The following is a 21,935-nucleotide window of genomic DNA, read 5'->3' as shown; positions in this document are numbered from 1 at the left end:
TGTTCCACTGCAAGGTTCCCGCAAGCCGGAAGTTGTTGTCGCAAGGTAGTTGCCGAGGCTGCGATGGCCGACTGCTTGACAGCATTAGGAGTCCTTTTGAGACGTTCCGCCGGCTGCGACCTTCGTGGTGGCGCAACGTTAATATGACGCATACCTGACCGCCGGTAATTGGCATCGGATCACCGCTGCGCTGTAGCCGAGCGTATTCGGACCCCTCGCCCGGCGCCATCGTGTGGTGGCGCCGGGCGGCCGAACTCTTGGGGCATGTGGGGCGCGGGTTCGGGCTGGTCAGGTGGCGTTGTCCGGGTAGGGGCTTCTCATCACGCCGAAGTAGGCCTCGGGTGCCCCTTCCATGTGCTCGGGCACTTTGGCCATGAAGTCGCGTAGGAGGGTGGTCGCGTTATGCCGGTCGAGGTCTTCCTGCGAACGCCATACCTCGTAGAGAAAGAACCGTCCATCCGCCTGCTCGTGGAGGTGGTACTGAAGGCTGCCCGTGTGTTCCCGGGACGGCTCGACGAGGTCCATCAGGAGCTTCCTGAGGTCATCGGAGTGCCCCGGCTTGGGGGTCAGGAATCCGTAGAGCGAAACGGGTGCGGGTACGGGGGCGGTCGGAATCGTCGTCATGTGATCAACGTTAGATGTGACATCAATGTGAGATTCAAGCCGCGTGCCTATGGGGTGAGTCACATGAAGATCGGGGAGCTTTGCCGCGAGACGGGCGTGACCGTCCGGCTCCTGCGCTACTACGAAGCCCAGGGGCTGCTCACTTCTCAACGCAGCCAGGGCGGCCACCGCCATTACGGGCCCGAGGCGCCCGCCACGGTCACCCGCATCCGCACCTTGCTCGCCGCCGGGCTCCCCACCCGGGTCATCCGCGAACTCACGCCCTGCTTCGTCGGCGACGGCACCGAGGTCCAGGCGTGCGTTGTCGACCACCTCAGAACCCAGCTGACCGAAATGGACTCTCGCATAGCCGACCTCACCCAGGCGCGCACGGCTCTGGGCGGCATTCTCGAAGCCTCCACGCGAGCCTGAACCGGTTGTCCCGCGTCGGGAAGCCCTGGCGGAGCCGACACTGAGCAAACAGTGATCGTTTAGGAGGCAGTCGCCCGAGGTCATTCTCAAGGGTTCACAGCAGCCGGCGTGGGCGTATCCAGCTGGTCCACGCGGAACGTGTTCGTGCGCCTTCGATCCGACTCAGGACGGTCATCTCTATCTCTCGTCCGCCGGAGCGAAGGACACCGATGCCTGAGTTTTCACCGCACGACACCGCCGCCGAACGTCAAGGCGTGCGGTCTCCCGGCATCCCCCTTCGGCGGCGGCGCCTGGGCGACGCTCGCGTCGTCCAGCTCGGCCTTACCGTCCTTCCGTCAGTCCTAATGGCGGCTCTGGGCCTGGCCGCAGTAATGATCCTCATCGAGGCCGGGGCGTCCTCGCACAGGGCCCGCTTCGCACTCGGCCTCGTTGGGGCAGCGGCAGTTCTCATCCTGTACGGCACGGTCGTCTCTGCGGCGACGCCCGCCTGGCGCGGGCGCTTGACGGCCTCTGCCCCGCTGCCGGAAACCGAGTCGGCCCACCTGCGCCTGAACGAGTTGACGTCCCTGGTATTCAGCGGCCGGGAGGAAGTGCGGGAATTGAAGAGGCAGATCGCGATCGGGGAGATTCCGCCTCATCGTCCTGGCGCCTCCCCGCCTGCCCCGGCAGCGGATCCCGTCACGCATCTTGCGTGGGAGTTGAGGGAGTCCCAGAAGGAAGCGTGGAACGCGCTCGTCGAGTCGGCGGCTTCGTCGGCGCGGGAGGCTCCGGAGAGCGGAGTCGACATGTTCGTCAAACTCTCTTTGCGGATGCAGACCCTGCTGCACCGGGCGCTTCAGCGTCTGGACGAGATGGAGGGGCGGGTCGAGGATCCGGAGCTGCTGAAGGGGCTCTTCAAGGTCGATCATCTCACCGCACGCGTGCGCCGTCAGGCAGAGAGCCTCGCTGTCATCGGCGGCGCCGCCCCGCGCCGTCAATGGAGCAGGCCGGTGTCGGTGTACGAGGTGGTTCGGTCGGCCATCGCCGAGGTAGAGCACTACGACCGGGTCAAGGTGGTCCTCCCCGTCGATGGATCGCTCGACGGGAGCGCGGTTGCCGACGTCGTCCACCTGCTCGCGGAGCTCGTCGAGAACGCCACGAAATTCGCCCCGCCGGGGACGGAGGTGCTCGTTCGCGCCGAGACGGTGACCGCCGGCATCGCCGTCGAGATCGAGGACCGCGGGCTCGGCATACCCGCCGACACCCGGCGTCGGCTGAACGACCTCCTCACGGGCGGGCAGAGAATTGACACCGGCCGGCTCGTGAAGGAGAGCCGGATCGGGCTGCTCGTGGTGTCCGCCCTCTCCTGTCGGCACAAGATCAGAGTCGAGTTGCGGACGAACATCTACGGTGGCACGCAGGCCGTGGTCGTGATCCCGAACGAGTTGATCGGTGCGGAAACGCCGGGGATCGGCGCACACCCGGCGCCTCCGGTCGGCGCGTACCCGAGCGGGCCGTCTGGGCAGCGGAGGGAGCAGCAAGCGACCACCGCCTTCCCGCCGGACGGCCACCCTTCGGCCACGCCCCCGATGAACGTCGACGGGCGTCCGGGGCTGCCGAGGCGGCGAGCGCAGGGCAGGCCGGTGCCCGAGCCGCCCGCCGCGGCCGCGGCACCGATCGGCGTCGCCGATATCCAGCCGAACCATGCGCTGATGGCCGCTTTCCGCAAGGGCTTGCGCGATGGCGACGGGGCCACTCCGGGGAACGACCCGAAAAGTGCCGGCGCGTAATGCAGGGCGAGTCGTAAGGAGTATTCAATGTCCGGTTTCGCGCAGAATCACTCTTCGGATTTGGCCTGGCTCCTCAAGGGGCTGGCGGACGAAGTCCCCGCGATCCGCGGGTGCGTCCTGCTGTCCTCGGACGGATTGACGAAGGCCATGCACGGCCTTGAGCGCACGAACGCGGAATACCTGGCGGCGCTCGCCTCCGGGCTTTTCTCCATGACGCGGTCCGCCAGTGCTGAATTCGATGGCGGTTCCGAAGTCCGCCAGATCGCGGCGGAGCTCCACTCCAGTCAGCTCTTCATTTCGTGGGCCGGGTACAATTCGGTGCTGGCGGTCCTGGCGGACGGGAGCGCCGATCCGGCCGTCGTCGGATTCGAGATGTCCCGCCTGATCGGCTCCGTCCGCCCCTTCCTGGACACGGCCACACGTTCGGCGGCCGCCACCGCCGGCGAGCGGATGCGGTGACGGTGGGCGTCGGCGAAGACGAGGTCTGGCTCGACGATGCCGCCGGCCCGCTGGTCCGCCTGTACACGATGAACGGGGGCCGGACCCGTCCGAAGGTCGAGCTGGACCTGCTTTCGCTGATGCTCGCCACCGGCCGTGCCGTGTCGGGTCTGGAACCGGAGCACGTCCAGGCGCTCCGGCTTTGCCGCATGCCGATCTCGGTGGCCGAGGTAGCTGCGCGCATGCGTCTTCCGGTTGCTGTGGTGAAGGTCCTCGTGGCGGATCTCGTGGACTGCGGAGCCGTCACCGCGCAGGCTCCGCCTTCTCCGGCCGGCATCTACGGGCGGGATCTATTGGAAAAGCTGCTCGATGGTCTACAGCAAATTTAAGGAGTCACCGATGAACCCTTCCTCCGCTCTCCGATTCGTCACCCCCGTCGACACGGACGTGGATCGTCGTACCGCCCGGTTACGGGAACTCGGTCTCCTGCGCGAGCAGCCGTCCCCGGAATTCGACGCGTTCGCCACGGCTCTGGCACGGAATCTTGACGCACCGATCGCGGGAGTCAACATCATCGGGCCGGAGCGGCAGTACTTCGCCGGGTTCCATCCTGCGCCGGACGACCCGGAGGACGATTCCTCGCGGGTCATGTCCTGTGACAGCGGCTTCTGCATCTACGTGCAGGCGCGCAAGCGCGTGCTGGCACTCGATGAGGTGATGGATTACCACATCTTCGCCGGCAACCCGGTGGTGGACGCGATCGGGGCCCGCTCCTATCTGGGGGCTCCGCTAATGGATGGGACGGTGGTCCTGGGGACCGTCGCCGTCATCGACACCAAGCCCCGCGATTGGGGGGAGGAAGAGGTCGCGTTCATCAAGGCCCAGGCGGCCGAGTTGATGGAGAAGATTGAGCGCAGGGCGGCCCGGGGGAGACGTCCGGCCACGAGCCGGGCGGCTACGGAAACGTGAGCGCCCTCCGCTATGGCTCTTGCTGAAGATATTCGCGTGGTGTGGACGTCTCCGCGGGGATGAGGGGAAAGGAGTGTGCGGTGCGTCTTCTTCGACACGGTCTGGTACTGACGCTGCTGGCGGGAGCCTGCGGCTGCGGAGTGATCAACGGGAGGGCAGGCGATCGCGGAGAAAGGCCACAGGCGTCCGATACCGCGGCTGCCGCCAATAACGGAGCGGCCGCCGCGGCGGGCGGGGACGCGCGCGAGCTCTATCTGGATTCACTGCGGCGGCAAGCACTGCAGCCTTCCGTCAATCTGGTCCAGGAGTACTACTCGACCAAGGAGGCCTATCCCGGTGGAAGGCGCGAGGCCGTGGCCTCCGGCATCGACTACCGGACCAAGAACGTGCGCATGGAGAAGTCCGAGGTGATCGTGGCCGATGGGCGGCCGACCGTCGCGTGGGCGTCATGGTGCCCGAGCAGGTCCCAGTACTGGTTCTTCTCGGGCGTGGGCCGCTGGAGTCTGAAAGGCGACCAGTGCCCGTCTCTCGCGGACCAGGCCTGGCTCAATGACGGGCTGGGCGTCGGCGGCCTGACGCAGCAGCAGGCCGACATTTTCGTCCAGCAGCTCTCCGGCTACCAGGGATTGATCAGCGCCCGCGGGAAGAGCATCGTCGAACGGGCCGGCAAGCAGTACGTTCGCCTTGAGATCGCGGTGACGCCGCACGTGTACGGCGGCGGGGACCCCATCGGCGCGGGAATGTACCTGGACGCCTTCAAGTACACCGAACTCGATGCGACTACCCACCCGTACGGCTTGCTGGCCGCGGGTGTGTCCGCCTTGGACATCGTCCGTTACATCGATCCGCAGACCCGGCTTCCCGTCTATTCGGAGACCGTGGAGACCGGGGACGGCGAATGGCACATGCACAGGGTCGAGTACTCCTTCGGCGGCCCTGTGCAAAGCCGGCCCCGGCCTTCCAGGCCCGGCATCCCCACGATGACCTGGCAGCCCGAAAGACGGTAAAGGGCGGCGTCGCTGCTTGAACGTGTCGCCGCTCACAACGGGTTGCGGCGCCACCCGTCGACCGGACGGTCCATCTGTGCGAGGGGAGGCCTCCCCTCATATGTGGAAACGCCGTTCGGCGTATCCCGGGTGGTTGCCCCTTTTCCGTCGGAGGGGCAACCACCCGATATCTGCCCACCTCGTCCCTGCCGGCACGCCGTTGGTACTCCGTGCCGCATGTCGTGACCGGTCACGACATGCTCGGCGACACGGTAGGAGGTCTCAGCGCAGCCCGCGTGCGGCGCGCACCGCCGGATGGAGCGGATGGCTCAGTACCGGAAGCGACACCGGCCATGCTGCGGCGCCCGAGCCCCGCCACCGTTCCGGTCGCCGTGACGGCGGGGAGGGCAAGGCCAATGGCACCCAGATCCGATGACGCCGCCCAGTGGACGCCTCCCGAGCCCTCACTGATCCGACCAGTTCGCCCGCCGCTCCGGCACGGATGGGGCCCCGCATTCTGCAAGCGTTTTCGACCGGGGGCCGGCTCCGTCACCCGTGATCACTGGGCGCCCGTCCGGCTGACCGTGCGGGTGATCGTCAGTCGGTCGGCGTGGTCGCCGGCCAACTCCCGGAGCTCGTCCTCCAGATGCCGTGCGCAGCGTTCCGCCCTCGCCTCCGTGAGATGCGCGTGCCTGCACGAGCGCTTGTAGGTCTTCGTCTCGTTTCTGACGACCGTGACGGCGGTGGCGCTGGCGGTGTACACGAGGCTCTCCTTAGCCGGTATGACCCGAAATCCTTATCGGGGCCCACAGGGAACCGTCCTGGAACGCAGCGTCTTGACCACGCGCGCTTGACCGCCCTGCTGCAAATTCCCGGCCCGGCACCCGTTCGTCCGCATGCTCCGGAAACCGGCGTTGTCGAAGGCCCGGTCTCATCGAGAGGGCAGCTCGGCCGGCCTTAGAGGTCGTAACAGAATCAGCGGACGAGGCGTCGCCAGCAGATGATGGCTGCGGCGGTGGTCATGAAGGCTCTCGTGGATGTCGTCGCGGATCTCCCAGCGGGATGCGTGAGCGGCGGAACCAGTGCAGCAGGCCGAGGGTGCGTTCGACGGCGCAGCGGTGGACGCCCAGGCCGGACCCTCGTGGGGTGCCGCGGCGGGCGATGACCGGTTTGATGCCCTGGCCCAGACCAGGCGCCGGTATTTGTCGTGGTCGTAGCCGCGGTCGGCCAGCAGCCGTCCGGGTCTTCGCCGGGGGCGGCCGATCCGGCCCCGGACGGGTGCACTGCCTCCAGCAGCGGCATCAACTGGGTGACGTTGTTGCGGTTCCCGCCGGTCAGCGACACAGTGAGCGGGGTGCCACGGCCGTCGGTCAGCAGGTGGTGCTTGGAGCCCAGCCGCGGTCTACCGGGCTCGGCCCGGTGTTGGGCCGCCCTTCAAAGCCCGGACGTGGGAGCTGTCGATCATCGCCCGGAACCAGTCCAGCTGCCCAGCGGCCTGCAGTTCTTCCCGGGGCAGCCGGTGCAGCGGCTCCCATACACCGGGCCCGGTGCCACTCGGCCAGCCGCTGCAAGCACGTCATGCCCGAACCCCAGCTCCTGGGGCACGAACTCCCACCGGATCCCGGTGTGCAGCACGAACAGGATCCCGCACAGCACCTTGCGGTCGTCCAGTCCCTTACGCCCAGCGTGGCGCTTACGCGCTCCACCTTCGGCAGCAGCGGCTCGATCCGCTCCCACAGGCTGTCAGGCACGATCCACGGGGGCTGCTCGCCCTTACGCACCCACCCACACCACACCCGACCATCATTCCATATCGCGCCACATACACATTTTGATATGACCTCTTAGCGGACGTTTGATTCTGCGGTTTCTGTTTGGTCCCTGGTTATTATGGTGATGTGGATCACGGTGGAGCTGGCCGGGAGGGTTTCGTAGTCGCGGGCCAGGCGGCGGTGCGGCATGAGCCAGGCCATGGTGCGTTCGACGACCCAGCGGTGCGGCAGCGGGGTGAAGCAGCGGGTGCGAATGGTCGGGCGCTCGGCAGGTACCCGAGTGACGGTCTACGACAAGCGCCGGCATCCAAGAGGTTCCCGATTTCACCAGCACCGCCGTGGCCCGCAGGGCCATTGATGCCGTGGAGGTGACGAAGGACCAGATGGTGGTCCACGCCTTCGCTTCGCTCATCCCCAGGGAAGTCGTGTTTTCGAAGGGCCGTACGGGCTCTGCCCGCTGGATGCGTGGCCGCGGCCAGCACATTGGACGCCGACTACGTGATCGGTTTGCGCCCCGGGGTGCCGGCGGAGCCGATGGCGGCGGCCGGACGGGGCGGCGCGCTCATCGCCAATTCTGAGACCGAGTTCGCGCGGTCGCCCGGCTCGGCTCGTCGTCTCGGGACGCTTCGCGTCCATTCGGAAGGTCACCCATGTAAACGATCCCACCGTTTCTGTTTCTGCGGACGGCTGAGCCGTGGCCGGAGGAAGTCCCCGACCCCGGCTCGGCGCTGATCAGCCCATCACGGGTCAGCCCACCGCCGGGGCGCGGTCGGCGACGGAGACCTTTGGCTGCGCGGAGTTGGTCGGCACGGTGCCGACCGGTGCTCCCCTGATCGGCGTTCGTGACGACGACACGCTGGCCCAGGTACTGGTAGGTGTCCTGATCGAAAATATACTCGTCGCGGATTCTGCTGTCGGGAGTGGTCAGCACCATGGCGACACCGGTCCGGCCCGCCGCGTCCACAGCGCGGCCGACGGTGGTCACGCCATGGGTCGCACCCGCGGCCCGGGACAACGCCGCCCGCTGCGCGGCGGGCATGTAGGCACCGCTGAGCATGTTTCCTGCGTTCTGCCAGGCCACCACGTCGGCGTGTGGGTCCATCCCCGGACCTGTGTACAGTGCTGGTACATTTTCGCCGGGTCAGTCGGCAGGCGGCTCAAATGGGAGTAATCGCTTCGGGGGTACTCGCGCGATTGTCGCCGCCTCCGATCCTCTCCGGCGCGCTCCGCCCGACATTCTGGCGAGCCTCGGGCGGGATCGGCCAACCCGGGTACGGCTTCGGCGCCAGGACCTCTACTTGGGCGACGCCGGGCGTGGCGTCGCCTTCGACGGGCAGCCAGATCTTTGCTCTTCGTCCGCTCCGGATACCGCTCCTTGTGACCGCCCGTGCTGCGTTCGACGGGTTCATGCTCCGCGACTCGATCACCAGGAACTGCCTGGGCTTGGGGCGTAGTTCCGGGGTCATGGCCGCGTTGTCTGCGGCTCGCTCGAGAACCTGCACCAACGCCACCGGCATCGTATGGACGATCGGGGAGGGCTCTGGGTCCCCGCTTGTGTGACCACGACCGGCCGCGGCCGCCAATGCGGCGGCCGCCAGACCGGCCTCGCTCAGGCCGATTCGGAGCTGGTGCCTCCGGGGCGCGCCTCGGACCGCGTGCTGTGGGATCTTCGGGACGCGGGGCCGAGTCCTGCAACACGCTCAGCAGCCGGCGCTCCTCGGCGTGCACGTCGGCCATGCCGAGTCCCGGCACATCCGAGCGGAACTGCTCGAGCTCGGTCATTTCATTCATGGACGGGCCCCTCGCAGGCGAAGTTCTCAGAAGGGGGCGCACCGAGTTGCTTTCGGAGCGTGGTGCGGGGGCGTTTGATGCGGGACCGCACTGTGCCCACGCGCACGTTGAAGGCCTGTGCGGTTTTGTTGTAGTTGAGGTCACCCCTGGCCAAGAGCAGCAGCGGGTCGTGGTGCCCCAGCGGGAAGTCCGATCAGCGCACCAGCCGGCGCCCGACGTGACGCCGCCGCGCTGAGCCGCTCGCTACTTCGCTCGGTGAACGGGACCACGACCGGGTCGGTGCCCATCCGCTCCAGGACGCGCAGTTGCTGCACCTCCGTGCGCACATGCCGTCCCATCAGGTTGGTGGCGATTCCGTACAACCACGGCCACGTGTTGGCGCGTGGCAGGTCGTACCGTCCCGCTGACGGAATGTCGCCAGGAACGTCCCGGCCACGACGTCCTCGTCGGCAACGGCACCCAGCCGGCGCATCACGTATCGCTTGATGTCCGGTGGCGTACCGGCGGCAGACTTCGGCGAAGGCCTCGGGTTCCCGCGGCGACCGCTCGATGACGGACGTGTCATCGCCGTGCGCCCCACTCGACTCACTCATGCTCGGCCTCTCGGCTTCGGAACAGAACGCCCCTTGTTGCCACCGCGCCCCTATCCGGTGCCCGCCGGGATACCCGAGGCGGATCGTTACCACGTACCGGCGAGGCGGCAAGCGTTGCGGCCATGCGACCCGCAGCCATTTTGCGGCGCAGCGCTTGACGATCACGACGACCTAGGGACGGTCAGTCCTATAACACGGAGCTGCTGCTCGGGAGGCCGATCGATAACCATCCGTACTACCGGCTCTTGGATTCCAGTCGATACCGCAGAGCCGGGTCGCAGGGCCGGCCGCTACAGGCGGTCCGTGGACCGTTCTGAACGAGCACTGCGGCGTCGTCAGTATGGAGACCGAGTACTTGGTAGTTCGGTAGAGGGGGGTGTCAGGGGTGCAAATGTCGTTGCCAGGCAGCGGGCTGCAGCGGCCATCCACTCTGAAGGCTGTGCCGGCCATGCCAGCTCCTGATGCGAACTCCGCTCGAGCACAGGTCGCCCCGGGTGGGGAGTTCGGCGCCCAGGCGGTTGTGCCGGCGCACCTGGCGCCGCCACCGACGAGCTCTCTGGGACTGGCCGGCTACAGCGGCCAAGGCCCCGGCGTCTGGCTGTCTTCATGCCACGGGGGAGCCGGCACGTCCACGTTGGCCGCCCTCATCCCGCGAAGCATGAGTGCCGGACGGTACTGGCCGACCCCACCGTTTCCTGGTCAGGCCAGCGTGCTCCTCGTCGCTCGCAGCCATGCGTCCGGGCTCTGTGCGATCCAGGCCGCCGCCCGCCAATGGGCCGCGGGCGTTCTGCCGAACGTCCGGCTGCTGGGACTGGTAGTGATCGCGGACGCACCTGGAAAGCGTCCGAAACCACTGAGCGATCTCGTGCAGTTGATCTCCGGAGGCGTGCCGAGGCTATGGCAGCTTCCGTGGGTGGAGGCATTGCGGCTAGGCGTCCCCCCGGAGCAGGTGAGGCTACCGTCCGCCTATTCACAATTAGTCAAGGATCTTGAACGCATAGTCTCCAGTGAACGGCATAATTGAAACAGTGCTTAGCGGCACAAATGAACAATGCAGTTCATTGTCACGCGATTTGCGGGAAATAAATTTCGTCGAGAAAACTTGGATGCTGCGATTCCTTGACTTTCAGATGAAAGACGAAGATCCTTGCGGGTCGGTCGAATGAAGCCCAGTTTCCAAAGAGTGGATTGACATGTCGAATAGACGACCAGTGCTCACGGGCAAGAGGATGGCCATTGTCAGCATGAGATTGATCGTCTTTGTGGTGGGATGTAACACCATCGGCCTGCTAGGTCTTTTGTTTATGTTCATAGTCGTCTTGCTGGTCTTGCCAATCGGAAATTCTGGAATGCAGCAGGCTTGTGCCCCGATTAACCATCAAGCGGGGACCGGGGTAGCGCAGGCAAACGCAAAGGCGGCACCCAATGGCATTCCCTCGAATTATTACAGATTGTATCGCGAAGCGGGGGAAAAATGGAGGATTCCGTGGAATATCCTCGCTGGGGTCGGATGGGTGGAGACGAAGCACGGAACCATCGGCGCGTCCCGTGAAGATGGGCCGAACGAGGCGGGGGCCGCGGGGCCGATGCAATTCAAATTGGGAACCTTCAACCAGTACAAGGACGACGCCGACGGTCACGGCGCCGACCGGTACGACGCAGCCGACGCCATTTATAGCGCGGCCAAGATGTTGAGAACCCAGATTCCCTCCTACGGCGCTCTAGATAGGGATTTCACGGACGACGAGTTGAGAAGGACGATCTTCGCTTACAATCACGGCGCCAGCGCTCCCTACGATCCGTCGAAGCAGGACGCATATGTCCAACTTGTGGTGGCGCAAGCAAATATTTATGACAAAAATCATACACTTTCAGCGGCCAACTCTGTAGGTGCAAGCGCCTGCTCGCCGGGAACTGGACTTGGATCTGGAACCTTTGGTCAACGCATTGCCGATGCGGCTGCATTCTGGGCGAAAAAGGAAACAGGCACACCGAAGCCGCCGCAGCAGAACGACGAGAGCACGCCCTATTCGTGGGGTGGCGGAAGAGTAACTGGTCCCTACCACGGCATCTGCTGCTCACCGTCGGGGTATGACGCGAGAAGAGTTGTAGGATTCGACTGTTCGAGCCTTGCCCAATACGCCGTTTACCAGGCGTCCGAGGGGAAGATCTCGATGCCTCGTACATCGCAGGCGATGTGGAGAAGCAACATGGGGATCCGAGTTCCTCGTGGTGAAGAGGCCCCAGGCGATCTGGTCTTCTTTCATGGCCCTGCGCCCACACATATGGGCATCTATTACGGCAAGGTTAGCGGCGTGCGGTGGATGGTCGAGGCTACGAGAAGCGGTGACTTCATCAGGTTCAGCAAGTTTGACGGCAGGACAGGTTATCTGGGAGCTCTTCGAGTCACGCCGCCCCCGGGTACGAAAAACGAGCCTTCGAAGGTGATCCGTGCAATGGCTCCTGTAAGCGAGGAATCCGGCGGAGGTGCGACGTGGTAAGTGGAGCGGTCGGCAGACTCGGTATTATCTGCTTTGTCGTTCCGGTCACTGCACTAGTGGCCGGCTGTGGCATCGGTGAACAAGCACAGAATGAACAGCCGCCCCCCATTCCTGGGGCGGCGCACAGTATTCCTGTGATCCAGGGTTCGCCATCGCAGCGTTCGGGTCTACCGGATGATTTGCCAACCCCTGACCGCATTCACGAACAAGAAGCGACAGCACTTTCGAGGGAAGTGTTGACCATCATGTACACCGCTGACAGCATTGCCGATACGGGGTTACGAGACGCAAAACTGCGGGCTGCACGCTACCTTACGCCCGAATTTCGAGCCAAGATCGAGGCAGAGCCCACACAATTTATCCCTGATGAGTGGCGCCACCACCGAGCCTACATCGCTGTGCGGCTGGAGCCACTTCGGCGGGAGGCCGGGGCCCCGACCGATGGACCTACCGGCGCTTTTCGGCAGTGGAAGTTGGCTACGACCCCTACTGGCCGAGATAATTGGCGTGGACCGACTGCGAGCTACGTGGTCTATATGAGGCTTGGCAAGTCGTCCCGACATGCCCCCTGGCGTATCTCCGATGTCATCGTCGTCAACGGCAACTAAGCCCTCCGAACAGATCTCGTGGGCGAGTTGATCCAACGCTTGTTGGTGTCGTTGACGTCTCGTTCGACGGAGGTGAGCTCTACTCTGAACGGGATGCCAGGGCGGCCGCCCACCTTGACGAGAAACCTGCCGCGTCCCGGAGGTTCGCTGTCCTCCTTGAGATCGGGGTTCCAGGAAGGCGGTGTCGACCAGTCGACGATCATGCTCTGTTCGGAGGATGACAGGCGCACCACCTGGTTCACCATGGACATCTCCGCCTGAGGCAGGCCGCCGCATATCACCATGCCGGCGCGTTCGGCGAAGCCCTTGGCCTTGAGCTGGTCGGCGTGGTCGCTCAACGACATCAGGTCGGCCATGGTGTGCGTGATCATCACTTGGCCGGTCCCGCGCTGCCGGTTGAGGCGGGTGAGGGCGTCGACTCGGTCGACCAGGCCGCGCCCGGACCGCAGGACCCGCCACAACTCGTCGAGGACGACGAAGAAGTGCCGCTGCGGCGCCAAACCCTCGTCGGCCAGCGCGTGCGCGGCCTCGATCGCGCCGAAACCGTCCGACCAGCACGCCAGCAGGACGGCGGCCTGAAGTTCGGCGTCGGCGTCGTCGATGCCACTGATATCGATGCAGACACCGCCCGGGTTGTCCAAGTCGATCGCGGTGGTGGTCTGGCGCGCGAACGTCTCACCCATCGGACCGTCCAAAGCCCCGAGCAACGAGGCGTGCAGCGGATCGACGGCCGCACGGTACCGTGCTTCGTCCCCGCGGGCCAGGGTCACCGCGCGGAGCCGCTCCGGCCCCTCATCGATCACTCTGATGAGATCGGGCAGGACCGGCACACCACGATGACGTTCGTCCAGCACTCGCAGGGCCGCATTGAGAACGGTGCGCTCGGTGTCGGCGATCGGGCCCCCACGCAGGATCGTGAGCAGCGCGGCCATGATATTGAGCCGGCGGCCGTGCGCGTCGGCGATCAACTTGGTCCGCGCCTCCTCCGGCAGCCTGGCCGCCGCGGCGGTCGTCGCGCCAGGGTCGAGCACGTTCAGCGATCCGAGCCCGCGGCCGAGCTTGATGATCTGCCCGCCCATCGCCCGGATCAGATCGACGTAGTCGGGCTTGAGGTCACCGAGCACCATCGGGAAAACTCCCTGCCCCACCAACCCCACCACCATCCGGCGAATGAGGGTCGACTTGCCCAGTCCCGGCTTGCCCAGCAGCAGGGCCGACGGATTATGAATCAAGTTCGCGCGCTGGAACCACGAGATCGGATCGCAGCAGAGCGTGGCACCGGTGGTCAGTTCACGTCCCAGTGGGACGCCCACCATAGGTGTCCCGGAACCGGCTCCGAACGGCCACAGCCCGCACACCTGGACGGTGGTCCCACGCCACTCCGAAGGCGTCTCCACGTGCGATACCCGGCCCCCGCCACGGCGACTGAACCCTCTGACCCCGGGTTTGGGTTCGGGCTTGCCGGCCTTTTCCTTCTTGCTCTTCCTCTTCGCATCATCGGCATGTTCGGCGTGCCGCTCTTCGGCGGTGTCACTAAAAAGTGATTCCAGCGAACTGCTCACAAAGACTCCCTTACTAGCGCAGGAATTTGAATATGGTCGGGGAGGACGATGCCCAGCGGCAGGGCCGCCGCGAACGATGACGCCTGCGCGCCGTACATCCGACGCAAACGCAGCCGAGCGGGGGCCGCGAGCGTGTCGACAGCGGCTGCCGCGACCGGAAGCTGATCGGCCGAATGCACGGTTGCGGTGACGAGAATGGTGAACCGGGTGACGCCCGCGCCCCTGGCCTCCTCGATGGCCGACTGGTCGCTCTTCATGACGTCGATCTCGTTCCGGGCGGCGCTGGCATTGCCGTCGAGGCGGAAGCGCGAGTCCCTGCGATCCCGCTCCACGATCCGAGCTGCGGAGGCCGGGTCGTGCGGCCGGAAGAGGAAGGTCACACGCTTGCGGTCGATATCGTGATGGGGGGCCACCAATCCGGTCATCACATTGGACAACACCTCACCGCGAGGAGCCTCGGACATCCCCCAGGTGATGGAATGGCCACTGTCGTGAACGTAGTGATCCCATGATTCCTGCGCTGCGACCGGCCCTGCGTCCTCCCAACGCACTTCCTGGTCCTCACTGGTTTCCATGTTCGGCTGCGCGGTCGGGTCATAGGCGATCCGCACGGCGCGGGCGAGTTGGTCCGCGGTCATCGGGCGAGCGGCGCCGGCACCGGTCATCTCCAGACCCGAGATCAACCCCGGGATCCGCATCCCGATCTCCCGCACCATGCTTTCCTGGTCGCGGCGTTTGCCTCCCGGCTGGGGCAGGGCCGCGTAGGTGACCGCAATACGCGTGGAGACCCGTGCGCTACCCACGGGGTAGTTCCAGACGATCTCCTCGAGGGCGGCCCGGGCCAACTCCGGAGCATTCGGATCAAGGTTGGCGTAGACCTCCTCCTTGAGGCGGCTGCCGGTGTCGGGAGCCGTCTCGATGGTCACGCTCGCGGCGACCAGACCCGGCTCGTAGCTCAGCGAGGCCAGCCACTGCCCCCAGTGGGCCACCCATGCGTCCACCTGGTCCTGATCCACGAGTGCCGCCCCTTCGGCGTTGCACTCGAAAACCGCCGTGTAATGCCTGGTCGAGGGAATCACGACCAGGGCAAAGGGGCGCCCGTAGGAGTCACGGCCTTCGACTAGCCGAGACCGAGCCAACAGCCCGGGAAGGCGGCATGAGCCGCGAGAGGTGACGCTCAGCGGCCCCGACCGGTAAAGATGCCAGCCGTGAGAGCGCCCCCACCACCAGTTGAACCGGGCCGTGAGCGACTGGAGGGCCGTCCGCCCTTGCGCGTCCTGAATGACCAGCGGAAGCATGACCACCGCCAGCACCACGATGCCGAGCGCGCTGGCCTTCGGCGACACCATGGCGATCATGGTGATGACGACCAGCCCGGCCATGAGCATCAGGGTGCCGGCCAGTCCCAGTCGCCCGATCCCCGGAGAGACGGGCTTACGCCAGTTCCCATATGTGGGCTCACGATCAGAGGCCATTCCGGTTCACCTCATTCTTAGATCTACTGGCAGCCACCTAGGCTGCCATTCTCCGCCATTCGGCGACACTGCCATGCAGGCGGCCGTTCGTGGAGAGAAGCACCATGAGGGGCTTCAAGAGTTGCCTCCAACGTCAAAACGGGTCGACAATAATAGCAACGAAGGCAATGGCGAATCCTGAACCAGCCATGACGCATGCGAGCATTAGCCAGCCGAATTCGCCGGCATATGAGTCGACTTCACCTCGGTGGTGTCGCAACCCCAATTTACCGCCGAAGATGATGATGCCGAACACGCATCCGCCCGCCGCTGTCCAGACCAACCAGCGAAGCACCGGCCGCAAGGGTTCGGTAACCTTCCCGACACCCTTCGCATGACCCCGCGGCAAACTGAGATCAGGTCGGGCATTAATATTCGGCTTTTCATTTCTCGGCTTGGGTGGCGTTATGGCTTCCGGTCGATCTCCACACAATCTTTCCCTATCCTTGTTGAGCGGGTTATCGACAAAGGAGCCACAGAATTCCTCCAGTCCCCCCACGCAATCGACGGCGGCGTCGGCGCCATCCCTTTCCCATACAACCTGACAATAGTCTCCATGCCTTTCCACTCTTGGCCACATCTTACTGTCACTCATGTTGCAATATCCGACTGGATCATCGTAGCTTCGGGCCAGACAAACCTTGAACCTGTATACGTTACTCTTGTTGTATTTTGGAATACTAGACTCGCGGCAATGACCCTTCCCGCCCCTGTGTACTTCGGCCACGACTCTGCCCTGGGGGTGATTCAAATCGACAAGGCCGACCGTGCCGCGCACGACATGGCTGTCCGGATGCTCGTCACACACTCTTATTCGACCGCGTTTTGCGTCGAACTGAAAACATCCCCCATCTTCGCCATTGTTAACGGTCCACATGGCGTCTTCTATATTCTTCCAGTTGCCCGTTCGGTCGCACTCCTTCTTTCTCAGACTGGCCGCCGCCGATAGTTCTGCCATCTGAATGGTCGGAGTGGCAAACATTCCTCCTCGGCTTGTGAGATGTGAGCTGACCGAGGTGAATTGAACAAAAACAACGAGACCGATCCCTGCCAGCAAGGCACTCAGTGCAAAGAAAGCGGCGAGCCGGACAGGCCTGCGTCTCGGGACGTCCTGATTCCGGTCAGGCACCGAAAACGCTTCAGGGTGATTGAAAACCATTCCTGTCCACCTCATTTCTTGAGCTTACCGGCTGCCTGTCGGGCCACCGCTGCCGTTGCTGCCACTTGGGCCACTGCTCCCGCCACTGCCGCTCGGCCCGTCGCTTCCACTGGCGCTGCCGTTCCCGCCACTGCCGCTCGGCCCGTTATCCCACTCGATGCTGTCCCACTCTATGCGCGCCCCCTCTTCAAGAATGCGAAAGTCCGGATCGGGAACCCGATAGGGCTCAACAATGGGAACGAACTCTTCCTCGAAATCCAAGGGGTTATTCGTGTCCCCGGCGGCGCTTCGCCTGGCGGTGGGCTGGATGCCTGAGCCACTGGGGCCCGGTCTGGCGGTGGGCTGGATGCCGGTACCGGGCCCGGTGAGGCCTGGGCCGGTGGTGGGCTGGCTGCCGGGGCCGGGGCCGGGGCCGGGGCCGGTAGGACCGGGGCCAGTCGCGCCCTGGGGGCCGGCGCCGTTGCCACGGCGGAAGTTGTTCGGATCGCGGATCCGCCACGACAGCCACTCAAAGACGCTGAAACTATCAGCGCTCGAACGGAGGCGCCACCACGACGACCTCGCAAAGGCGCTGCCACCACCACCGTTCGGCCCGGTACCGATGCCCGTCCATCTGGTCCAAATTCCGGCTCCCTGACTGAGAGTCACAGCTGTACCGCCGGCGGCGAAGTGGCCGACCTGACGTAGGCCGAAGGATGCATTGTCTTCCTTGACTGCGGGGACCACCGCGCGCATGGACGCAGGCAGAGCGAACACCGCACCGCCCACGAGAGCCAGACCTGTAAGGCGATCGGCTTCGTATGGGGATGCCATCAGATCCAATGCTGCAGCGTAGATCGTCGCGGAGATGCCCTCGAACAACCAGAGCGATACCCCCAAACGGAGGAAACTTTTATATGCGGCGTTCCCATGCAAGGTGAACCTTGCTGCCGCGACCGGCGGAAGAACTCCGACGATGGCCAGCAGGACGCCGGCCCGAAACAGCATCAGGATAAATTGAATCACTGAGGACACGAGCGCAGCAAAGGCGAAGACGGCGACGAGAAAGCTCGGTCCGGCCTCATCGCCCTTGAGGGAATCATATGATCTGGCATTCCAGTACTTGCTCCAGTCTTTCTGTTCCGGCGCCAGGTCCGTGATGACCCAGTTTGAATATCTGTCCATGAGGATGAATGCCAGATTTGCGATGGCGACCACACTGCACGAGATCACGACCAAAGAGAGGAGCTGCGAGAATATTTCCCGGAGAGGCTGACCATCGCGTTGCATCGCCGTCTTGCAAGCCGCGAAGAGGAACCCGGCGAAGACCATCACCGCGGTGAGCCAGTTGATATGCGCACGAAGATCGTAGAGCACACCGCCCTTCTCACCTGTCAGCGGCACTCCGTACGCGTTACTGGTGAGCCACCAGGTGAGGAGTGTCAGGAGGCTGGACAGCGCCCACGTCAGCAGTTTATTGCAGAACCATTCCCATACATCGTCCGGGCTCATCTTGAGCAATCTCCCAACAATGTAGATGTCACAAAACGTGATCAGACTGGATGTTCCGACTCCTTCCCGCTTCGACGGGAGGTCTTGCCGCGAACTTCCGCTCTAAGAATGCGGCAGCGAACACGAATGCGCGTTACGGCAATGGTTCACATCGGTTCGTCTTTCTCGGAAGAGCGACGGCACGTCATTTTTGTCGCCTCGGCCCGCTGCCGATTCCCGTCCACCTAGTCCAGATTCCTTGCCCCTTGCTGATATTTATGGCGGTGCCGCCGGAGGTGAAATGCCCGACCTGACGTATGCCGAAGGAGGACATGTCTTCCGGAACTCCAGGGGCCACTGCGCGCAGGGTCGCAGGAAGGGCGAACACGGCGCCGCCGACCAGGGCTAGGCCCATAAGGTGATCGGCTTCATATGGTGATGCCAGCAATTTTAGCGCCACTCCGTAGATCGTTGCGGCAACGCCCTGAAACAGATAGAATGAGATCCCCCAATGGACCATCTTGCGATACGCGGCGTTCCCATATGAGGTGAACCTCGATGCGGCCACTGGAGGAAGAAGGCCCACGATGATTATGAGGACGGCGGAACGAAAGAACATCAGCGCGAATTGGATCACCGAGGCCAGTGCCGCAGCCAGCGCGAAAAATGCGACAATAAAGGACGACGATCCATCGGGGTCCTTGAGGGAATCGAACAAATGGCCGTCCCAGTACTTGATCCAGTCCTTGTTCTTCGGCTCCATGCCCGTGATGATCCAGTTGCAATACCTGTCCATGAGGATGAGTGCAAGGTTCGCGATGGTAACCACGCTGAGAGATATCACTGTCAATGAGAAAAATTGGGAGAGGACATCTCGAAAGGGTTTGCCGTTGCGTTGAATCGCAATTTGGAAGGCCGCGACCAGAAAGCCGGCGAAGACCATCACTGCGGTTAGCCAATTGATGTGCGTGCGAAGGTCGTAGAGTACGCCTCCCTTTTTTCCGGTCAGCGGCACCTTGTATGCGTCACTGGTCAACCACCACGTGAGGAGCGTCTGGAGGTTGGAAAGCGCCCAGATGACGAGTTTGCGGCAGAGCCAATCCCATAGGTCGTCTGCGCTCATCGTTTACCTCCTGGCATTGGGTAGGGTGTTGGATCATCTGATCGGGCCTCGCTCTCGATCGTCCAATTGCGGCGCTCAGTTGGAACGTGCCATCGAGCGAGGCATGCGACCTGTGCGAATTCCGGCATCAGGAGCGTGGCGAACCCCTGCGGTACTGTGCGGACGCTCAGCCTCCCGCGGCTCCGGCTAGATTGCTGACGATGGCGTACGCGGTCACAATGAGAACGCAGCCGAAACCGACGATGGCCAAGCTTCCCATGTGACTTCCGCCCTCCCCCTTCTTGTGCTGGATTCCCATTCTCGCACCGATGATGATGAAGCCCGCCACACAGCAGAAGAGGGCACCCCACATCGCCCACTTGAGCAGTGTTTCGATCTGGTGGCCGAATGGCGGCTCTGAGCCGTCGCCGGGGTTCGGGATGGTCGGGGCGGCAAGGTATGCCGTACGGAGCAGACCGGCCGTCCGAGTGATCACGGTGTCAAGCATTCACGCCTCCGAGTGATGCGTCGAGTTTCTGGTCAGCCGTGTGAACTGAGCTCTGCGAGCTCGTCAGCGGCTTGACGAGCTTTCCGGTGGCATCGTCCATTGCGGCAGGCCTCGCAGCCGTATGTTCTGGGAAACGCCTGCGGCCCGCCGGCGGACGGCCGGCTCGGAGGCACGGATGCGCGCAACGGGTCCAACCGGTCCTGTTCAACCGGGCCGGGCGCCGACCAGCATCCTTCGGTGCCCCGGTCGGCCAACGAGGGTGAAGGCGTCGACTCCTCTATTGCGTGATGAGAACCAGAAGGCAGGGCTGGGGCGGCTGCGACCGGCACATCGCCACCGACTTGTGGCTGCTTGCACAGGGGGGACCAGCATGATCGCGTACAGGAGCCTGCCGACCGGATCCGTCGCTGTTGCAGGCGCCCCGCCCCCGTAGCCGGCGGGTTCAGCAGGTGCCCGACATCGAATAGTTCCGGAGCTCGGGCCACGCCCGCCACTTGCATCATGGATGACCCCCTTTCAGAAGGGGGCGCTCGTCGGTTACAGCCGAATCGACGAGACGAGCCACCTCCCGAGCACGGTTCTGCGCTTTTGCTGGACAGTCCGTAAGTCTCCGCAACTGGCAACCGACGAGAAGGAATATTTGCTGCGGTGGGGGAGCACGTGCGGGGAGGTCGCCGTGTGGCCGCTGAGCAGCGTGAAGCCGAGCAGGTTGCTCCCGGCCCCGGAACCATCCTGGGGGGCGGCTGGCCTCTTGTGCTCCATCGCCCAGAGCCGATCAGTCCGGTCTGTTGGCGGGCGTCTCGGACGGTCTTGGGCGGGTGTTCGTCGGGGGGTCGGCGACCGATCTCACAAGGTGAGACGGGCGCGAACGCTCAGATCTGACCCGACCGCTGGAAACGGAGGCAGGCCATGCGAATCGACGTCCGATGAGGGATGGTGCTCATCGCGGCGCTGGCCACCCTCCTAAGCTGCTGTTCGTCGTCCGATGGCGGAAGCTGGCGATCCTGACGGTTCGGCTGACGCTGCACCTGCCCCAGGGGCCGCCTGAGAAGACCAATCCTTACGACTCAATGACGAGATATCGCTCGCCTGAGTTGATCGACACCGTCAACCTGAAGCGGTGCGCCGTCGTCAAGAACAAGCAGTAAAAGGAGTTTCGGACCGACGACGTCATGTCGCCCATCTACGACGAACGGGCGGGTGTGGCGTCCCACAGCTTCGCCGCACGATCGCGATCGGTCCCTTCGTGCTGCCGCTGCAGACGGCGGAGAAGGACGGCAAGCACCTCACCGCGCGTATCTCCGCTGACCTCCTGCGCTTCGACAAGGCCGCCCTCACCGTCGCCGCGCGCAAGACCAGAGCATCGACGCCGCCAAGAAGATCGTCGGCCGCAAGCGCAGCATCCTGGTCGACATCCTGGGACTACTGCTCGACGGCCAGCGTGTCGGACCGCACCGCCGGCATGCAGCTGCTGGCCGGCGTGGCCGCGACACACCCGACGATCAGCAGGACATGGGCCGACACTGCCTACCGCACCAAGGCCATCGACCATGCCGCCACCCTGGGCATCGACCTGAAGCCGTCCGCCGCGACCCCGCCACCAAAGGATTCGTGCCGATACCGCGACGCTGAGTGGTGGAGCGCACGTTCGGCTGGCTGATGTTGCACCGCCGCGTGGCACGCGACTACGAGACCTTGCCGACCCGATCCGAAGCCATGGTCCACGTCGCAATGATCAACCTTATGAGCCGCCGTTTCACCGGCGAGGCCACTGTCACCTGGCGAAGCACTTGACATCACAGATACAGGACGAAGCTCCCTCTTGAGCTCCGCACGGCCGGGCGCCCAGTGGACCGTGAGGGAGTTGAGCCCGCCGGTCGAGGCCTGGCAGCGGTCGGTGGCGGTGCGGTCAGTGGCCGGCGCCGGCCCATTGAAGGCAAAGACGCCGTGGCTGGTAGTGATGGCATGGCCGCCGACGTGGACGTGGTCGTCACTCACCCGGAGCGCAAGCCTCTCCCGCCGTGCCGACGCCTGCACGGCGTCCAGCCGGACGCGGCCGAGCCGGGCCGCTCATAGCGCACCGAGAACGGCGTGGGCGGAACCGGTCACGTGGTCCTCGGCCCACCCGACGGCGGGCACGAAGACGCGTGAGGTTAAG

At 64.5% G+C, this 21,935-nt stretch carries 19 protein-coding genes and 1 pseudogene; 9 read left to right on the top strand and 11 right to left on the bottom strand.

Translation table 11 applies throughout. The annotated features are described in order from the left end of the window. Positions 1–288: 288 nt before the first annotated feature. The gene (locus F9B16_RS09185) at positions 289–624 is read right to left on the bottom strand and encodes a putative quinol monooxygenase (protein WP_151539570.1); all 336 of its coding nucleotides are present in this window, start codon (positions 622–624) and stop codon (positions 289–291) included. Between the two features lie 63 nt (positions 625–687). Between F9B16_RS09185 and F9B16_RS09180 the strand changes: the two genes are divergently transcribed. The 6 genes from F9B16_RS09180 (at position 688) to F9B16_RS09155 (ending at position 5,218) form a co-directional block, all read left to right on the top strand. After that, positions 688–1,035, top strand: coding sequence for a MerR family transcriptional regulator (locus F9B16_RS09180; protein ID WP_151539569.1), 348 nt, complete (start codon positions 688–690; stop codon positions 1,033–1,035). Positions 1,036–1,244: 209 nt separating this feature from the next. After that, positions 1,245–2,804 (top strand): sensor histidine kinase, encoded by a 1,560-nt coding sequence (locus F9B16_RS09175; protein WP_151539568.1) that lies wholly within the window; start codon positions 1,245–1,247, stop codon positions 2,802–2,804. A gap of 27 nt (positions 2,805–2,831) precedes the next feature. Beyond that, positions 2,832–3,263 carry a roadblock/LC7 domain-containing protein gene (locus F9B16_RS09170; RefSeq protein ID WP_151539567.1) on the top strand — a complete coding sequence of 144 codons (432 nt, stop codon included), beginning with the start codon at positions 2,832–2,834 and terminating at the stop codon, positions 3,261–3,263. Next, positions 3,260–3,631: a DUF742 domain-containing protein gene (locus F9B16_RS09165; RefSeq protein WP_225991487.1), complete on the top strand. Its 372-nt coding sequence runs from the start codon at positions 3,260–3,262 to the stop codon at positions 3,629–3,631. Before F9B16_RS09170 ends, F9B16_RS09165 begins: the two co-directional genes overlap by 4 nt. 10 nt (positions 3,632–3,641) lie before the next feature. After that, on the top strand, positions 3,642–4,211 hold the full coding sequence (locus F9B16_RS09160) for a GAF domain-containing protein (RefSeq protein ID WP_151539566.1): 570 nt from the start codon (positions 3,642–3,644) through the stop codon (positions 4,209–4,211). A gap of 80 nt (positions 4,212–4,291) precedes the next feature. Beyond that, on the top strand, positions 4,292–5,218 hold the full coding sequence (locus F9B16_RS09155; RefSeq protein WP_151539565.1) for a hypothetical protein: 927 nt from the start codon (positions 4,292–4,294) through the stop codon (positions 5,216–5,218). Positions 5,219–5,756: 538 nt separating this feature from the next. On the opposite strand, the gene F9B16_RS09150 is transcribed toward F9B16_RS09155, so the two are convergent. The 3 genes and pseudogenes from F9B16_RS09150 to F9B16_RS09135 all read right to left on the bottom strand — a co-directional run bounded on the left by F9B16_RS09150 (position 5,757) and on the right by F9B16_RS09135 (position 8,071). Next, on the bottom strand, positions 5,757–5,960 hold the full coding sequence (locus tag F9B16_RS09150) for a hypothetical protein (protein WP_151539564.1): 204 nt from the start codon (positions 5,958–5,960) through the stop codon (positions 5,757–5,759). 212 nt (positions 5,961–6,172) lie between these two features. Next, positions 6,173–6,951: pseudogene (locus F9B16_RS09145) on the bottom strand (IS5 family transposase). A gap of 580 nt (positions 6,952–7,531) precedes the next feature. After that, positions 7,532–8,071, bottom strand: a complete 540-nt coding sequence (locus tag F9B16_RS09135; RefSeq protein WP_151539563.1) for a hypothetical protein — start codon at positions 8,069–8,071, stop codon at positions 7,532–7,534. A gap of 1,673 nt (positions 8,072–9,744) precedes the next feature. Here F9B16_RS09135 and F9B16_RS54090 point away from each other — a divergent pair. Both F9B16_RS54090 and F9B16_RS09125 read left to right on the top strand, forming a co-directional pair. Next, positions 9,745–10,377 (top strand): DUF6668 family protein, encoded by a 633-nt coding sequence (locus tag F9B16_RS54090; protein WP_404800486.1) that lies wholly within the window; start codon positions 9,745–9,747, stop codon positions 10,375–10,377. Between the two features lie 220 nt (positions 10,378–10,597). Next, entirely contained in the window at positions 10,598–11,854 is a 1,257-nt protein-coding gene (locus F9B16_RS09125) for a C40 family peptidase (protein WP_192808682.1), read from the top strand. A gap of 604 nt (positions 11,855–12,458) precedes the next feature. Here the strand turns inward: F9B16_RS09125 and F9B16_RS09120 are convergent. The 6 genes from F9B16_RS09120 to F9B16_RS09095 all read right to left on the bottom strand — a co-directional run bounded on the left by F9B16_RS09120 (position 12,459) and on the right by F9B16_RS09095 (position 19,777). After that, complete coding sequence (locus F9B16_RS09120) at positions 12,459–14,024, bottom strand: P-loop NTPase family protein (RefSeq protein WP_192808681.1); 1,566 nt, start codon at positions 14,022–14,024, stop codon at positions 12,459–12,461. Beyond that, positions 14,021–15,499, bottom strand: a complete 1,479-nt coding sequence (locus F9B16_RS09115) for an SCO6880 family protein (protein WP_151539561.1) — start codon at positions 15,497–15,499, stop codon at positions 14,021–14,023. Before F9B16_RS09115 ends, F9B16_RS09120 begins: the two co-directional genes overlap by 4 nt. Before the next feature lie 133 nt (positions 15,500–15,632). Further along, complete coding sequence (locus F9B16_RS09110) at positions 15,633–16,697, bottom strand: hypothetical protein (RefSeq protein ID WP_151539560.1); 1,065 nt, start codon at positions 16,695–16,697, stop codon at positions 15,633–15,635. 24 nt (positions 16,698–16,721) lie between these two features. Continuing rightward, the gene (locus tag F9B16_RS50745) at positions 16,722–18,188 is read right to left on the bottom strand and encodes a hypothetical protein (protein ID WP_192808680.1); all 1,467 of its coding nucleotides are present in this window, start codon (positions 18,186–18,188) and stop codon (positions 16,722–16,724) included. A 184-nt stretch (positions 18,189–18,372) separates the two neighbouring features. Beyond that, positions 18,373–19,290, bottom strand: coding sequence for a hypothetical protein (locus tag F9B16_RS09100; protein WP_151539558.1), 918 nt, complete (start codon positions 19,288–19,290; stop codon positions 18,373–18,375). Positions 19,291–19,456: 166 nt separating this feature from the next. Further along, a complete protein-coding gene (locus F9B16_RS09095) occupies positions 19,457–19,777 on the bottom strand; it encodes a hypothetical protein (RefSeq protein ID WP_151539557.1) in 321 nt (106 codons plus the stop codon). A 1,246-nt stretch (positions 19,778–21,023) separates the two neighbouring features. Between F9B16_RS09095 and F9B16_RS09090 the strand changes: the two genes are divergently transcribed. Further along, the gene (locus tag F9B16_RS09090) at positions 21,024–21,437 is read left to right on the top strand and encodes a hypothetical protein (RefSeq protein ID WP_151539556.1); all 414 of its coding nucleotides are present in this window, start codon (positions 21,024–21,026) and stop codon (positions 21,435–21,437) included. Positions 21,438–21,847: 410 nt separating this feature from the next. On the opposite strand, the gene F9B16_RS54085 is transcribed toward F9B16_RS09090, so the two are convergent. Next, positions 21,848–21,916: a PhzF family phenazine biosynthesis protein gene (locus F9B16_RS54085; RefSeq protein WP_225991493.1), complete on the bottom strand. Its 69-nt coding sequence runs from the start codon at positions 21,914–21,916 to the stop codon at positions 21,848–21,850. Between the last annotated feature and the right edge of the window lie 19 nt (positions 21,917–21,935).

It is taken from the genome of Actinomadura montaniterrae (assembly GCF_008923365.1).
GTDB classification, from domain to species: Bacteria; Actinomycetota; Actinomycetes; order Streptosporangiales; family Streptosporangiaceae; genus Spirillospora; species Spirillospora montaniterrae.
The sequence above is the reverse complement of the archived record's forward strand: the minus strand, read 5'-3'. Positions and strand labels throughout refer to the sequence as shown.